Origin of the sequence: Streptomyces sp. DvalAA-43, assembly GCF_900091725.1 — a bacterium.
Lineage (GTDB): Bacteria > Actinomycetota > Actinomycetes > Streptomycetales > Streptomycetaceae > Streptomyces > Streptomyces pulveraceus.
The window spans coordinates 1-13188 of sequence record NZ_FMBW01000024.1; the positions used below are offsets into that span (position 1 = coordinate 1).

At 71.5% G+C, this 13188-nt stretch carries 18 protein-coding genes; 6 read left to right on the plus strand and 12 right to left on the minus strand.

The genetic code is table 11. The features are described 5' to 3' along the window. Positions 1 to 338 precede the first annotated feature (338 nt). Positions 339 to 2843, plus strand: a complete 2505-nt coding sequence (locus tag GA0115234_RS04735; protein WP_093539573.1) for a DEAD/DEAH box helicase — start codon at positions 339 to 341, stop codon at positions 2841 to 2843. Between the two features lie 313 nt (positions 2844 to 3156). Here the strand turns inward: GA0115234_RS04735 and GA0115234_RS42205 are convergent, their stop codons facing one another. After that, positions 3157 to 4041: a hypothetical protein gene (locus GA0115234_RS42205; RefSeq protein ID WP_093539574.1), complete on the minus strand. Its 885-nt coding sequence runs from the start codon at positions 4039 to 4041 to the stop codon at positions 3157 to 3159. A 72-nt stretch (positions 4042 to 4113) separates the two neighbouring features. Between GA0115234_RS42205 and GA0115234_RS04745 the strand changes: the two genes are divergently transcribed. Then, on the plus strand, positions 4114 to 4935 hold the full coding sequence (locus GA0115234_RS04745; RefSeq protein WP_093539575.1) for a hypothetical protein: 822 nt from the start codon (positions 4114 to 4116) through the stop codon (positions 4933 to 4935). A gap of 494 nt (positions 4936 to 5429) precedes the next feature. Here the strand turns inward: GA0115234_RS04745 and GA0115234_RS41785 are convergent, their stop codons facing one another. The 4 genes from GA0115234_RS41785 to GA0115234_RS04755 form a co-directional block, all read right to left on the minus strand. Next, positions 5430 to 5633, minus strand: coding sequence for a hypothetical protein (locus GA0115234_RS41785; RefSeq protein WP_141718397.1), 204 nt, complete (start codon positions 5631 to 5633; stop codon positions 5430 to 5432). Between the two features lie 71 nt (positions 5634 to 5704). Continuing rightward, positions 5705 to 5869, minus strand: a complete 165-nt coding sequence (locus GA0115234_RS42210) for a hypothetical protein (protein WP_176729073.1) — start codon at positions 5867 to 5869, stop codon at positions 5705 to 5707. 55 nt (positions 5870 to 5924) lie between these two features. Then, positions 5925 to 6146: a LexA family protein gene (locus tag GA0115234_RS04750; RefSeq protein WP_093539576.1), complete on the minus strand. Its 222-nt coding sequence runs from the start codon at positions 6144 to 6146 to the stop codon at positions 5925 to 5927. After that, entirely contained in the window at positions 6143 to 6382 is a 240-nt protein-coding gene (locus GA0115234_RS04755) for a hypothetical protein (protein ID WP_093539577.1), read from the minus strand. Before GA0115234_RS04755 ends, GA0115234_RS04750 begins: the two co-directional genes overlap by 4 nt. Positions 6383 to 6482: 100 nt before the next feature. Between GA0115234_RS04755 and GA0115234_RS04760 the strand changes: the two genes are divergently transcribed. Continuing rightward, positions 6483 to 6749 carry a hypothetical protein gene (locus GA0115234_RS04760; RefSeq protein ID WP_093539602.1) on the plus strand — a complete coding sequence of 89 codons (267 nt, stop codon included), beginning with the start codon at positions 6483 to 6485 and terminating at the stop codon, positions 6747 to 6749. Positions 6750 to 6755: 6 nt separating this feature from the next. On the opposite strand, the gene GA0115234_RS04765 is transcribed toward GA0115234_RS04760, so the two are convergent. Continuing rightward, positions 6756 to 7034, minus strand: coding sequence for a hypothetical protein (locus tag GA0115234_RS04765; RefSeq protein ID WP_093539578.1), 279 nt, complete (start codon positions 7032 to 7034; stop codon positions 6756 to 6758). 121 nt (positions 7035 to 7155) lie between these two features. Here GA0115234_RS04765 and GA0115234_RS04770 point away from each other — a divergent pair, with 121 nt between their 5' ends. Next, positions 7156 to 7599: a hypothetical protein gene (locus tag GA0115234_RS04770; RefSeq protein WP_093539579.1), complete on the plus strand. Its 444-nt coding sequence runs from the start codon at positions 7156 to 7158 to the stop codon at positions 7597 to 7599. Between the two features lie 2 nt (positions 7600 to 7601). Here the strand turns inward: GA0115234_RS04770 and GA0115234_RS04775 are convergent, their stop codons facing one another. After that, positions 7602 to 8219, minus strand: coding sequence for a 2'-5' RNA ligase family protein (locus GA0115234_RS04775; RefSeq protein WP_107405772.1), 618 nt, complete (start codon positions 8217 to 8219; stop codon positions 7602 to 7604). 186 nt (positions 8220 to 8405) lie between these two features. On the opposite strand from GA0115234_RS04775, the gene GA0115234_RS04780 reads away from it, so the two are divergent. Together GA0115234_RS04780 and GA0115234_RS04785 are read left to right on the plus strand one after the other, a co-directional pair. Continuing rightward, a complete protein-coding gene (locus GA0115234_RS04780; protein ID WP_237541101.1) occupies positions 8406 to 9554 on the plus strand; it encodes a ParA family protein in 1149 nt (382 codons plus the stop codon). Further along, entirely contained in the window at positions 9551 to 10732 is a 1182-nt protein-coding gene (locus GA0115234_RS04785; RefSeq protein ID WP_093539581.1) for a ParB/RepB/Spo0J family partition protein, read from the plus strand. The genes GA0115234_RS04780 and GA0115234_RS04785 overlap by 4 nt, the downstream gene beginning before the upstream one ends. Before the next feature lie 281 nt (positions 10733 to 11013). Here GA0115234_RS04785 and GA0115234_RS04790 read toward each other — a convergent pair whose 3' ends face one another. The 5 genes from GA0115234_RS04790 to GA0115234_RS04810 all read right to left on the minus strand — a co-directional run bounded on the left by GA0115234_RS04790 (position 11014) and on the right by GA0115234_RS04810 (position 13153). Further along, the gene (locus tag GA0115234_RS04790) at positions 11014 to 11358 is read right to left on the minus strand and encodes a hypothetical protein (protein ID WP_093539582.1); all 345 of its coding nucleotides are present in this window, start codon (positions 11356 to 11358) and stop codon (positions 11014 to 11016) included. Next, positions 11355 to 11522 carry a pRL2-8 gene (locus GA0115234_RS04795; protein ID WP_093539583.1) on the minus strand — a complete coding sequence of 56 codons (168 nt, stop codon included), beginning with the start codon at positions 11520 to 11522 and terminating at the stop codon, positions 11355 to 11357. Before GA0115234_RS04795 ends, GA0115234_RS04790 begins: the two co-directional genes overlap by 4 nt. Before the next feature lie 21 nt (positions 11523 to 11543). Next, positions 11544 to 11975: an RRQRL motif-containing zinc-binding protein gene (locus GA0115234_RS04800; RefSeq protein WP_093539584.1), complete on the minus strand. Its 432-nt coding sequence runs from the start codon at positions 11973 to 11975 to the stop codon at positions 11544 to 11546. A 263-nt stretch (positions 11976 to 12238) separates the two neighbouring features. Next, complete coding sequence (locus tag GA0115234_RS04805) at positions 12239 to 12574, minus strand: hypothetical protein (RefSeq protein ID WP_093539585.1); 336 nt, start codon at positions 12572 to 12574, stop codon at positions 12239 to 12241. Positions 12575 to 12673: 99 nt separating this feature from the next. Next, positions 12674 to 13153, minus strand: a complete 480-nt coding sequence (locus GA0115234_RS04810) for a DUF6197 family protein (protein WP_093539586.1) — start codon at positions 13151 to 13153, stop codon at positions 12674 to 12676. Positions 13154 to 13188 lie beyond the last annotated feature (35 nt).

Below are 13188 nucleotides of genomic sequence, written 5' to 3' on the forward strand. Positions count from 1 at the left end.
ACGCGGGCGGCTGGCTACGGGGAAGGGGGACCGGGCTGCCGCTTGGTGACCGGTCACCACTGGGCTGAGGGTGACACGGCCTTGACGGCCGATCAGATCCGGTCATCCACGAACACTTTCCGACTTCACGTGCGTCAACTCTGCCGACCGGATAGGTTCTCTTCTGGTGGCAGACTCCCGGGGCCTGGACGGGGCGTCACTCCGAGGGAAGACGATGCCCACACAATCCCGCGCGGGCAGCTTTCTCGAAGGCGCGTCATTTCCGGGACCTGGATAAATTCTGCTCTGCCGTCAGATCACCTCTTCCGGTGCGAGAAAAGGAAATCAAAGTGACCGCAATGCCGCTGAGGCCGCATCAGCCCGAGGCCGTGGATGGGATCCTGCGTGTGCTCGCCAATCAGCCTGGCGAACCCGTTCCTGAGCAGGGCCTCCGTGCGCAGGTGATCGCTGCTACGGGGTCGGGAAAGACACGGGTCGGAGTGGAGGTCGCGAATCGCCTTTCCGCCCGGCGTGTGCTCGTCCTGGTGCCGACGCTCGATCTGCTGATGCAGATGGCCGGCGCCTGGCGGCGGGGCGGGCGGCGGGGCGCGATCGTCGGGGTGTGCTCGCTACGGGGCGCGGAGTCCGAGGGAATCCCCTGCACCACCGATCCCGGCGATCTGACGGAGTGGGTGCGGGACCTGGAGACGGTCACGGCGGTAGCGACCTACGCGTCGCTGGGGACGCTTCAGCGGGCGCACGCGGCGGGCCTCCCGGCGTGGGACCTGGTGGTGGTCGATGAGGCGCACCGGACGAGTGGCGAGCTGGGGAAGCCGTGGGCTGCTGTGCACGATCAGGCCCGGATCCCGGCGGCGCGGCGGCTGTACATGACGGCGACGGCGCGGATCTGGGAGGCGCCCGACCGTGAGGGCGGGGTGCCGCGTCTGGTGGCGAGCATGGACCCGGACAGTCCGATTTTCGGGCCGGTGGCCTACAGGCTGACGCTTTCGGAGGCGATCCGGCGGGGCATTGTGGCGCCGTATCAGGTGCTCTGCCTGGACATCCGCGATCCGGAGGTCTACGCCGAGCTGGCGGGCGGCGGGCTGGGGACGGGGGCGGCGCGGGCGGCGCGGCTGGCGGCGATCCAGAGCGGTCTGATGCGGGCTGCGGTCGAGGAGCGGGTGCGGCGGGTGCTCTCTTTTCACAGCCGGGTGTCCGAGGCGGAGGCGATGGCGGCCGGGGTGGTGGGGGTGGCGGCGCGCCTGGCCGAGGAGGACCCCGGCACCTACCCGGCGGCGAGTCGGGTGTGGGCGGACTGGCTCTACGGCGAGCACTCCCCCATGCATCGCCGGAAAGTCCTGGAAGAATTCTCCTCGGATTTCCTTGACGGGAATTCAGATATCCCCGCCGCGCTGCGTGTGCTCAGCTCCGTGAAGGTCCTCGGGGAAGGGGTTGATACGGCGGAGTGTGATGCGGTGCTTTTCGCGGATGCGCGCGGGTCGATGGTCGATATCGTGCAGATGGTCGGGCGTGCTCTGCGGACCAGTCCGGGGCGGGGAAAGCTCGCGACTTTGATCGTGCCGGTATTCCTCGGTCCGGACGAGGAAGCGGATGAAATGCTCACCTCCAATGCCTACTCGACTCTCGCGAAAATCCTCGGTGCTCTGCGGGCGCACGACACGGACACCGTCGAAACGCTGGCCGATCCTCGCGCCCGGAGCGGCCGGGAGCACCCGGCCGAGGAGGAGGAGGGCCAGGACCACGAGGACGCCGAGGACGCCGAGGAGTTCGGGGCGCGGGCCCAGGTGAGCGCGGGGGCGGCGGGGTTGGTGCGGTTCGGCGAGGAGCGTGACCCGGCGGTGCTGGCCGCCTTCGTGCGGCTGCGGGTCATCGACCCGGAGGGGATGTACTGGCGGCGCGGGATCGAGGCTGCGGCCCGGTGGCTGCGCGAGACGGGGAACGACCGGCTGCGGGTGCCGTACGCGTACGAGACGCCGGTGGAGTGGGCGGGGGTGGGCGGGTATCCGCTGGGGCGGTGGCTGGCCACTCAGCGGACCGCGTACGCGGACGGGTCGCTGGATGCCGAGCGCCTGGCGGAGCTGGAGGGGCTGGGGATGGTGTGGTCGGAGCGGGACGCGGCGTGGGAGGACGGCCTGATGGTGGCTCGGCTCTACGCCGAGGCGCACGGACATTTCCTGCCCCCGGCTACGGCGGTGTGGGGCGACTACCCCATCGGTGTGTGGGCGAAGAATGCCAGGGCGGCGGCGCGGCGGGCGCGGGAGAACGACGCGCTTCGGTCGGCCGGGCGCGCGGTGGTGTCGTCGGCCGGGGCGATGACGAAGGCGCGGCAGGACGAGCTGGACGCGATCGACCCGGGGTGGTGCCCTGCGTGGGACACGACGTGGCAGCGGCGCCTGCGGCTTGTCCAGGCGCATGTCCGGGCCGGTGGGGCGCTCCCGGCCACGGCCGGGGCGGTGGTCGTCCAGGGCGAGGACCTCGGACGGTGGGTCGCCGCTCAGCAGGACGCGGAGGCGTGGGGGCGGCTGGCGCCCGCGCAGCAGCTGCTGCTGGAGAGCCTCGGGGTCGAGCCGTCCGGGAAGCAGGCGGCACGGGGGCACGACGCGAGGTGGGCGCTCGGCCTGGAGGCCGCGCGGGCCTTTCACGCCCGTGAGGGGCACCTCCGGGTGCCCCGGAGGCACGTCGAGCACCTGGCGGTCGAGCCTGCGGCGTCAGACCGTCAGGGGGGCGCTGGCGAGGCTGTGGTGGTGCGGCTCGGCACGTGGATCGACAACGCCCGGCGGCGCGGCGACAAGCTCACCGGGCAGCGCCGTGCGGACCTCGATCAGCTCGGGATGACCTGGTAGACGGCCGGCGCGCAGAACGCCAGAGGGGCCCGGATCCGATGGGGATCCGGGCCCCTCTGGCGCCTCCGGGCACCGGGGCGGGTCGCCTCCCTATCGGGACCGGGCTCCCTTACGGATGCCCCGGTCGATCGTGGTACGCGCGACGCCGGACGCCCGCGCGATACCTCCTTGGCCTCCGCAGGCGTGTAGTCGGCGATCCAGCGGTGGGGCCGGGGTGTGGTGCGCGGGTCCGGCATGTCCCGGATGACCGCCGCGCGCAGGCCGGCCGCGCGGGCATGGAGCCGGTCGGATGTGCTCGCTGGTCGCATCCTTCTCAGGGCCTCGCCTGGGCCATCTCCTGGAGGAGGTACAGCATCCGGTCGGCGCGGCCTGGCGCGACGGGCATGCGGGGCGACCCGGTCTTGTGACCGATGTCGCCGCGCCAGGCTGCGGTCATCTGGCACAGGTCGTGACGGCGGCCGTAGCCGCTCGGGACCGGCCACGGAATCCCGAGCCTGCTCAGGCCGGCGGAGAGGTCGCCGAGGGCATCGGCCCAGACCACGACGGTGGCCGGGGCCAGTGCCGCGCGGATCTCCTCGGCGGCGGCCTCCGGGTCGACGGCGTCCTCGGGGATGCCCTTCGAGCGGGGCGGCACGAGGCGTAGCCGGGTATCGATCAGGGTGCGGCCGTCCGGGGCGAGCGCGGTGACGTGCGCGGCGGAGGGCGGACGGCGTCGGCCGGACGCGGTGGTGCCACGGGTGGTGTAGGTGGCGTGGAGGACGGCGAGGGCCTGGTGGTCCAGGAGGTCGGCGGCCTGGCGCTGGACGTGGGCGCGGCGGTCGGCGGCCTGGTGCTGGGCGGCGCGCAGGCGCTCGATGTGGGCGCAGGTCTGGCACAGGGGGCGGCCGGTGTCGCCCCACGGGGTGCAGGGCTGATCGGGGCGGGCCCCGCACTCGTCGCAGATGCGGTCGGCGGTCGTGCGGCGGGCGGCGGCTGCGGCGAGCTGCGCGACGCTGGACGACGTCGGCTCGGACTCGGAGACGAGGTACAGGTCGAAAACGCCTTTGCGGCCTGCGCCGTCGCGGCCCTCGACCCTGGCGCGGACCGGGCCGCCCGGCTGGCGCGGCATGGTCAGGCGCTGGAGCTGAGATTTCGTCATGTAGGTGCTGGTGGGGACCTCGCCCCAGTACGAGTAGCGGCGGACTTCCTCGTGATCCATGACCGGCCTTCCTTGTGCGTCGAATGCCCAACTAGCATAAGAATAATGCCAGTTGGTAGCTATTCTCCTGGTATGCGTCCATATATTGCGATCGAGATCGATGGTGTGCTCTCCCCGTACGCCGGGCCGCTGCCCGCCGGCCACCGCCTGCACGACGCCGAGTCGGCGGCCTGGCAGGAATGGGCCGCGATGGTCTACCCACGCCCGCGCAGCCTCCGGCTCGCCCTGGACCCGGCGATCGGCCGGGCCCTCGCGGACCTCCCGGCCGAGCTCACCCTGGCCTCCTCGTACACCCCGGCCGAGCTGGAGCCGCTGCTCCCCGCCCTGGGGTGGGAGTCGGTGCCGCCGCTGGTGCCGATGCCGCACACCTCCACCGTCCACTACATGCGGGTGGAGGACCCCGGACGGTCCCCCGACGCGGCGGGGGACCTGCACTGGCGGGCCGAGGAGATCGCCTCCTGGGCACGTACCCACGACCGGCCGGTGGCGTGGGTGCGGGCCCTGGACCACCACCGGGAGGAGCTCCGCCAGACCACCGCCTACCTCTCCGCGGTCGGCCCGGTCCTCGCGTACGCCGTCGACCCGGCCACCGGGATCACCCCGGCCGATCTCCGGGCACTGCGGGAGTGGGCACGGGAGATGGAGGCACTGCCGGAGCCGGTGCCGGTCGTGCCCCGGCGCTGCCGGGACTGCGGGGACCGGGGCACCACCGTGATCGACGGGCGCCGCATCGACCGCGTACACGGCGGCTGCGGCTCCTGCTGTGAGTGCTACTGCCCGGGGCCGACCGACGACGACGGCGGCGCATTCCAGCCGTGCGGCGACCTGATGAGGCAGCAGTGCTCCGCCTGCCGCTGCTGCCTGGTGTGCGTGGGATGCCACTGCCGCGAGTAGGCACCGGGCCGCCATCCCCACTCGGGGCGCCGACGCGCGCGGCCCCGCCGTCGCGCGAGTGGGAGTGGCCGGCCACCGGTCCCCGAGGCGCTCCCGCCCGCCCCGCCCCCACCCCTTCTCTCTTTTCGGTGGTCGGGCGGCAGGGGGTGCGCAGAGGGGATGTCAGCACCCGCCATGGCCTCCGCGTGCGTGGTGACCAGCACGGACGCCCGGCGCCCCGGAAGGCTGGGGCAGGAGATACCGCAGCAGGAGGCGCAAGGGATGCCCCAGGAGTCGCCGCAAGGGATCGGGTGAGCGTGACGTAGAGCCGTCGTACGCTCCGGTCCCGGTACGCCTGGGCCCGACGCCGCCGTGTGCAGCCGGGCCCCGCAGGAATCACAGAACCGTGTGCGGGCCATACCTCCAGGGTCCCGCGCGGCCATGCCGAGTGCGCCCAGGCCAGGGCTGAGCGGAGGAGCAGGACACCGCAGGAGCCCCGCCAGGTCGGGCGCCGCTCAATCGGCGCGGCTACCAGTCCCGAGGGTCCGCCGCGGGGGCGGGGGCGCGGCCGGGCGGGTGCCGAGTACGCCTCGGGCGCGTAGGTCGTCGAGGTCGGAGAGGCGCTCTCCGGGGAGAGCGTCGAGGAGGTCGGCCTGGGCGGCGCGGATGTTGTGCGCGGGAGCCTGGGGGCCGGTACCAAGAGCGCGGCGGGCGGTCACGCAGTCATCGTACGGGTGACGTGTCACCGGCCGCCCGGCCCTGGTCTGCGGTGGTCGGGTCTGTGGTCGGCCTATGCCGACTCGTGGTCGGGCCCGACCATGCGGCGAGTGAGTGCCCCATCGGGTGCGTCGACGGCGGCCTGGGCGGCGGCGACCGCTTCGGCCGGTTCCGCCGCGACCAGGTCGAGGTCGGGCTTCGGGCGGATCAGCGCGAACGGAGCGGATACGCGGCGCACACATCGTGTGGCGCCGCATCGGCACCCACGACATCTTCACCAGCCCCTGAATCGGTCAGGTGCTCAGGCGGCAGGAGCGCCAGCGGTGGCCGGTGCGGCTGATCAGTCCGCGGGCTTCGAGGCGGCCGAGCTGGTAGGCGACGGAGCTGGTGCTGGACAGGCCGACCCGCTCGCCGATCTGCCGGACGGACGGGCTCTCGCCGGTCTCGGCGATCCAGTCCCCGATCGCACGCAGAATCGCTTCCTGCCGGGAGGACAAGGCGTCGGGCCGGGTCATGCCGCACGCGTCCCGCGCTGCTCCTGGTGGTGGGCGAGCCGTCGCAGCTCGACCCGGGCGGCGGGTGTGCCGGGCGGGGTGGACCAGAACGGATGCCACTGGACCTGGGCGGACAGGTCCAGGAGGCGGCGGCGCAGGACGGTGGTGTGGCGGAGGCGGGGTTCGGCGAGCTGCCGGTAGGTGGCGAGCCAGTCGCACTGGGCCCGGACCAGGTCGTCGGGGTAGGGGTACGTCATACCTTGATTAGAGCACTTGTTCGATTTCTGGTGCGACCTGATCCGGGACAGTCCGCTCGAACGGATGACGGCGCCGGGCGGCCCGTGCCAGCCTGAACACATGACTGCACTGCCTCGGCGACGGGTGTACGGATCCGACCACGACGACCCCGACCCCTACGAGCAGCCCGGCCACGAGTACGTCGAGCTCGTCGGCGGCCCACTCGACGGCCAGCTCGTCGACGTCACCCGCTGGGCGCCTGCGGACCGGGCCGGCGGGGCCATGCTGATCACGAACAACGGCGCGTGCGGGGCCGGCGGCCGCGCCGAATACGAGGCACGTCCCGGCGAGCCCCGCCTGTGGGACTGGGCCGGGGACGTCCCCTGACCTAGGTCAGGGTCGGGCCGTGCGCTGAGCGGCAGCCAGGTCAACACACGCAGGATCCGTGCACTTTGCGCTCGCCCGCCCCACAACGGTACCCAACCCGGAGGGCTTGAGCGTGATGGCGACGTCGCCGGTGCCGGTGAGGCCGCACCGCGCCTCTCTGATCAAGTCCTCAAGCACGGCCAGGCGCAGCGCGGCCAAGCCGTGCTTGGCGACCTCGTCGTCGGTCCATGCTCTGCGGGCGACGTGGACGACCTCGGGGCCGTCGGTCTCGGGGTCGTCGGTCACGGGCGTCTCCTCGCTGGACTGCTCGGGGCAGCGTCTTTCGTGTGCTGCTGAATCTTAGGTCCGGTCCGACAGCTAAGTTGGGCGAGCGGGGAACTGGGCTTGTCAGGAGAGGAATTACGGTATGGCCGATGCGATGACACCGGATGGCATCCTGCGTGCCTGCGCCTTCCTGGAAGCTGTGTGGCGTGAGGACGACACGGCCATGGCCGCACTTCTGCGGCACGAACCAGGCGAGCAGCCGACACCGGTCCTGGTCGCGGACCTCGGCGACCTCATCATGCAGGCAACACTGCCCGCCCGGCTCGGCATCCACGACGGCATGCCCGCGGACGAACTCGCGGCCGCGACAGAGAAGCTGAACACTGATCCGACCGCGCAGGTGTCCATCGTGCTCAGCGAGACCCTCAAGTCCCTCGCACCGACCGCCGCACCGGAGCAGGCCGCGATCATCGCCCGCTCCCTCATCGGCTATCTCATCGCCATCAGCGAGGCAACCGAGGACCATGTCCTGCCGCTGATCAACGGCCTGCGCCAGGCCGCGCTTCAGCGCGGCAACACCACCTGACCTCAGTCGGCAGGGCGGCCGCCGAGAGGCACTTCGGCGGCCAGCCGCCACGTGATGTGCGCGCCGTCGTGCCACTGCTCGACGAGGTGCAGGCGATCCACGCGCACGGTCCCGGACAGCGGCTGGTCAATATCTGCCAGTGCGGCCCGGAGGGTGACCGCGTCGACGTCCTCGGCACCGTGCGAGGTGTAGGCGAGTGACATGTGGGGGTAGCGGCTCGGCGCGGGCTTGAAAGCCGCTCCCGTGCTGCGGGCCGTCGCCTGGGTGACGGCGTCCACAATCTCGGTGAACACACGTCCCGGCCATCCGCTGATCTCCACGGCGACCGCGCCCACGGACGGCCGGTCGAACGTCAGCGTGAACGGCTGCACCGTCTCCGCGTAGTCCCCCACCTCCTTGAGGAGCGCGTCCGTGTCGACGTCGTCGATGCCCAGTCCGACAGCGTGCACGAGAGTGCAGTGCATCCACTCCACCGGCACACCCGCCAGCCCCCGCGGGGCAAGCCCCTTGTACGGCGCGGCAAGGGCGCCGGCCTCGGCCACGGTGGGCAGGATGTGCCAGTGCAGATCACGGCGGCCCGCAGGCCAGACCCGCCCCACCCGCGCGAAGAAATTTTCCATCAGGCCACCCGCGCAATCTGCACCGCCAGCTTGTGCGCAGACATCTGCCCCTGCTCCATGTGAAGCCCCCTCGCCGGTTGTTGATCAGACTAGGCGGTCCCGGAGAACTCGGGGAGGGGTGCGCCATCGGGCCAGCGCGTTCGTGTCTGTGATTGTGTGTCATTTGGTCGCTGGTAAGTTGCCCGCATGGCAGCCAACAACCACGAAGAAGTCACAGAAAAACTAATCGTTAACCTCACGCCCCAGCTACGGCGTGATCTGAAGATCCGAGCTGCGGAGCGGGGCATGAACGTCTCGGATGCCGCTACCCACGCTCTCACTCTTTGGTACGACAACCAGGAAGCGCCGCAGGTAGAGGTGAAAGGCGCGAAGTCCTGGGGCACCTACCTCCCGGCCGGGGGTGTCGCCCGGTTCGCGGCCGAGTGCGACAGTCGCCAGATCACCAAGGTTCAGGGCATCGCTCAGGCGATCAGCCGTTGGCTGTCGCAGCACCCGTCTCCATCCGAGCGGCTGCTGGCGCAGCCGGTGCAGCGGATCTTGGTCGCGTTGCAGAAGGGCGGGGTCGGGAAGTCCTTTGTGGCGGCCGGACTTGCGCAGGCGTTCGCGGAGCTCGGCCTGAGGGTTCTGCTGATCGACTACGACCCGCAGGGCCACATGACGCGGCGTCTGGGGCAGAAGCTGATCGCGATGGACAGCGGTGCGAGCCTGCTAGAGCACATGCTGGGCAAGGCGCGTCGGCACCTGCGGCGGTCGATCGTGGCGCTGCCGCAGGAGCGTTTCGAGGGGCGCCTGCACTTGCTGCCGGCGTGCAATGACGCGTTCCTGTTCGACGCGGTGATGAGCTCGATGCGCACGGGGCGCGAGGAGTCCCTCGCCCGGGCTCTGGAGCCGGTCGAGAAGAGCTACGACGTCGTCATCCTGGACGGTCCTCCGAGCCTCGGCCTGTCCATGGATATTGCGATGCACTACGTGCAGCGGCGCGAGGGGGAGCTCGCCGACCGGTCCGGGGTGCTGATGCCGGTGTGGGCGGACACTCCAAGCTTCGAGGCGTACGACCTGTTCGACAGTCAGCGTCTCCAGTTGATGAAGATGACCCGGGTCCAGGTGGATGAGCTCGGATTCGTTCTGAACGCCTACGACGCGCGCCGCGGTGCGTCAGTGCAGAAGAAGCGGGAGGAGTGGGAGGAGCGCACGAGCCCCGGCGTGCTGCACGTCTTCGGGGACCTGAAGGAGCAGCGTGACGCGACAGATCGCCATCAGCCGCTGTTCGAATGGGCACCCGACTGTGAGCTGGTGGATGGGCTGCGCAGCATCGCGAAGGAGCTGGCCGCATGAGCAAGAAGGACAATGTGCCCCGCTACCAGAGCGAGGAAGCCCGCCCTGACGAACCGTCGCGCAACGACATCCTCAATCACTACGGCCTGGCTACCGGGGCGGAGAGTGATGAGGAGCGGGAGATGCGCGAGTGGGAGGAGAAGCAGGCGGCCCGGCTCGAAGCGAGCGGCACGGGGACGGGCCGGGCGTCGTCCGTCGGCGCGGCCGCGAAGCCCGCGGCCGTCTCGGCGCACTTCCGGGTCTCGGTGGCTGACCTGTCTCCGAACCCGGACAACCCGCGCGGTGACATCGACCCCAACGACCCCGAGTTCCAGGGTCTGAAGAAGAGCGTGTCGAGCATCGGTGTGGCCCAGGCGCTGACGGTCTGCACTCGCGAGGCGTTCGTCGCGCACCACCCGCAGCACGCGGAGGCGGTCAATCGCCGGTACGTCGTGGTGGCAGGACACCGGCGCCTGCACGCGGCCTGGCTGGCGGGCTGCGAGGACGTGCCGGTCCTGGTCAATGACGACGCGGCAGAGAACCCCTTGGTGTGGGCGGTGGCGGAGAATCTTCAGCGGGTCGGCCTCAACGCCATGCAGGAGGCCCGGACGCTGAGCGTGCTCACGCTCAAGCCGCCCGCCGGGCAGGGGCTGTCGCAGACGGTGGTAGCCAGCGGTATCGGGAAGACGCAGGGATTCGTCTCGCAGCGTGTCGCGCTGCTGAAGCTCACGCCTCAGCTCCAGGAGCTGGTGCTCTCCGGGGACCTGAAGGTGAAGCGTGCGGCATTGCTCGCCAAGCTGCCCAGCGACGAACAGGAGGCGGCAGAGCAGGCACTGCACAGCCTGGCCCCGGCGCTGCAGTCGGAGCTGGACGGCGGGAAGCTCAACGACATCCGCCTTGCCCTGAAGGTGGCCGGCGTACCCCGGGCACACCAGCTGGAGGCCCGCGCGAACAAGGGGGAGGTTCTGGTAGCGGACACGGAACCCACACGCGTGGGGAAGTCAGGGATTCCCGGTCAGCAGGACAGCACTACCGTCGCTGCCGCGATCGACAATGGACGTGGGATGCCAGTGGTCACGCTGCACAACCCGGCCCAGATCGCCGACGATCTCGTCCGCTACCTGCCGAGCGACGACCTGGCGCAGCTCACCGAGCTGCTCCTGGAGCGCACCACGGAGGCGCAGATTATTACTGAGTAATAGCCGCACCCAGGGCTCGGATCCCTCGCCCCGGCTATTACTCAGTAATAACTGGGCACACCGACGGCCCCGTCCTCAACACAAAAAGGCGGCCCTCCCCTCCCGGAACTGTCCGGGAGGGGAGGGCCGCTTCGCGGTCAGGAGCTGGTGTGCGTGAGCTTGGCCGGCTGCTTACAGCGCTGCCGGGTCCTCGGTGGGGACCTCGTAGACGTCGATGACGTCCTCGCCTCCGGACCATGTGCCGGGGCCGTATCGGATGTAACGGATGGTGGCGCTGCGCGTCAGCCCCCGTCCGTGCTGTGCGTCCAGCTGTGCCCGGCCCCGCATTTGAAGGCGTAGCTGGAGAGCAACTGGTAGTCGCCGCGGTCGTCCCAGGCGTGCGTGCCCTCCACTGGGGGCTCGCCGCACCGCCAGCACGGCTCGCGGCCCGCCAGCTCGTATGCCGCCAGCGGACGAGGCTCGGTGGACCGCGACTTCCGTGCCGGCGGCGGGCTCGGCTTCTGGGTCAGGATCGCGGTCACGTGGTCCACCGGGGCGGGCGGCGAGTACACCGTGCCCGATGCGCCCCGTCTCAGCCGCTTCGCTGCGGCCAGCAGACGACTCCTGGCCCGCGTCACCGCCATCACCTGGCGATCATGTGGTCGGGGTGGCCGTGGAGCATGTGGTCCACGCACTGCGGGCAGTCCTGGCGGGGCCCGAGTCCGGCGTGGGCCTCGCGGCTGGCGTGGGCGTGGTACCAGCATTGCTGGCACTCGCCCCTGGGCGTGTTGGTCGCGCGGCGGGTGGCCATGACGACTCCTTCCTTCACTGATCAGGCGGCAAGCAGGTGCTTGGCCGGGGGAGCGATGTAGGTAGCGGGGTCGGCGGGCGTGCCGTCGTAGCACTCCAGGCAGGACCCCAAGGTCTTGAGCGGGAGACAGTGGAAATAGCGTCGGCCGCAGGGGGTGCATGTCTGGCGTGCGGCCATCGCTTTGTCGAGCGCGGCTTCCTTCGCGAGCGTCATCGGGAGCTTCGGCTTCGCCAGGTCGATCCGGTACAGCCAGGCGAAGCGCCCGCCGCGGCGGCATTCGATGCGGGCGGCGGGCTCCTGGCCGCCGGGGCGTAGGCCCATGTCCCGTAGCTGGCGGCGGGTCGCGAGGTTCGTGCGTCCGGCCTGCGTCCAGCGGAAGACCGGTAAGGAATCGTCGCCGGGGTCGTTCGGGTCGACGTCGACCATCTCGTCGCCGTGGTGGCGGTTGTCCATCAGCGGGTCCAGGGGGTGGGGAGCCGGTGGGGCGGGAGCGGGTAGCGGGGGCAGGGGCGGGCGGGTCGCGGTCGGCCGGTCCTGCGGCGCGGACGAGACGGGAGCACGAGCGGGTCCTCCATACGTCGGGGCGGGCAGTGCTGCGCCCCGCCGGGTTGGTCGGCGGGGCGCGGGATGGGGCGGGGTGGGCCGGTCCGGCCTGTCCGGTCCTCGGCCGTGGTGGGGGCGGGCCGAGGGCCGGGCGGGGCGGTCGGAGTTGGGGGTCAGAGGGCGGCGGAAATGAACGCGACGAGGAGGGCGGCCACGCTGCCGAGGGTGAGGGCGGCGCCGGCGCTGGCCCACCAGTAGTGGCCCATTGCCTTGGGGTCGCGGAGGTCGCTGAGGGCGTCGGCGAGGTGGGCGTGGAGCGCGGCCAGCGGGGTCAGGGCGGTGTACCAGCGGCCGAGGCGGTCTATGCGGCCGGCCGCTTCGTCGTCGGGGAAGTGGCCGCCGTGCATGGTCTGGCGGTGGGCCTCGCCTTCGGCGGCCAGGTCGTGGAGCTGATGGACGACGGGGCTGGTGGTGCGGCAGACGGTGCAGCGGTAGCGGTAGCGGCGCACGGGTCCGGTCTCCTGGTGGCTGGGGTGGATGGCGCAGGGCAGTGCGGCGCCCCGCTCGGAAAGGTCCGGGCGGGGCGGCGGGTCGGTGGGGGTGGGTGGTCAGATGCCGAGGATCCGGGCTCGGTGGCCGGCGAGGCGGAGCATGGCGAGGGGCTGGTGTGCGGTGGGCTGGCCGTCGTTCCAGGACGGGATGGTCTGGGCGTTGGGGTAGGCGATCTGGACGATGTCGAGGAGGAAGGCCGCAGCGCGGCTGGCGGGGAGGGAGTCGGATGAGTTCGGGGTGCTGCCGGCGGCGACGCGGAGGGCGCCGAGGAGGCAGAGGGCTCCGGTGGGATTGCGGCAGGTACGGCCGGTGGCGGCCCAGCCGCGGGTTTCGAGGAGGTGGAGGGCTCCGGCGAGCACGGCCGCGATGGGGGAGGCGGTGGCCGGGGCCGGGGCGGGGATGTGGGTGGTGAGGGCGTTCAGGTGCTGGGCGGCCTCTGCCGCGATGTCCGCCGGGTCCGGTGTGAACGCGGGGGCCGGTGCGGGGGCCGGGGGATACGTGGGCCGGGGCGTCAGGGGGCGGATCCGGGTGAGCACGGGCGGTCCTTCCAGAGGTGTGTGCGGGGCGGCCC

What these genes read in the sequence shown, in the direction of transcription:
- GA0115234_RS04750 (WP_093539576.1), bottom strand. Translation starts at nt 6,146, where the DNA reads ATGACCCGGCCCGACGCCTTGTCCTCCCGGCAGGAAGCGATTCTGCGT.
- GA0115234_RS04795 (WP_093539583.1), bottom strand. Translation starts at nt 11,522, where the DNA reads ATGGCCACCCGCCGCGCGACCAACACGCCCAGGGGCGAGTGCCAGCAA.
- GA0115234_RS04785 (WP_093539581.1), top strand. Translation starts at nt 9,551, where the DNA reads ATGAGCAAGAAGGACAATGTGCCCCGCTACCAGAGCGAGGAAGCCCGC.
- GA0115234_RS04780 (WP_237541101.1), top strand. Translation starts at nt 8,406, where the DNA reads ATGGCAGCCAACAACCACGAAGAAGTCACAGAAAAACTAATCGTTAAC.
- GA0115234_RS04735 (WP_093539573.1), top strand. Translation starts at nt 339, where the DNA reads ATGCCGCTGAGGCCGCATCAGCCCGAGGCCGTGGATGGGATCCTGCGT.
- GA0115234_RS04745 (WP_093539575.1), top strand. Translation starts at nt 4,114, where the DNA reads ATGCGTCCATATATTGCGATCGAGATCGATGGTGTGCTCTCCCCGTAC.
- GA0115234_RS04770 (WP_093539579.1), top strand. Translation starts at nt 7,156, where the DNA reads ATGGCCGATGCGATGACACCGGATGGCATCCTGCGTGCCTGCGCCTTC.
- GA0115234_RS04760 (WP_093539602.1), top strand. Translation starts at nt 6,483, where the DNA reads ATGACTGCACTGCCTCGGCGACGGGTGTACGGATCCGACCACGACGAC.
- GA0115234_RS04800 (WP_093539584.1), bottom strand. Translation starts at nt 11,975, where the DNA reads ATGGACAACCGCCACCACGGCGACGAGATGGTCGACGTCGACCCGAAC.
- GA0115234_RS42205 (WP_093539574.1), bottom strand. Translation starts at nt 4,041, where the DNA reads ATGGATCACGAGGAAGTCCGCCGCTACTCGTACTGGGGCGAGGTCCCC.
- GA0115234_RS04755 (WP_093539577.1), bottom strand. Translation starts at nt 6,382, where the DNA reads ATGACGTACCCCTACCCCGACGACCTGGTCCGGGCCCAGTGCGACTGG.
- GA0115234_RS04775 (WP_107405772.1), bottom strand. Translation starts at nt 8,219, where the DNA reads ATGGAAAATTTCTTCGCGCGGGTGGGGCGGGTCTGGCCTGCGGGCCGC.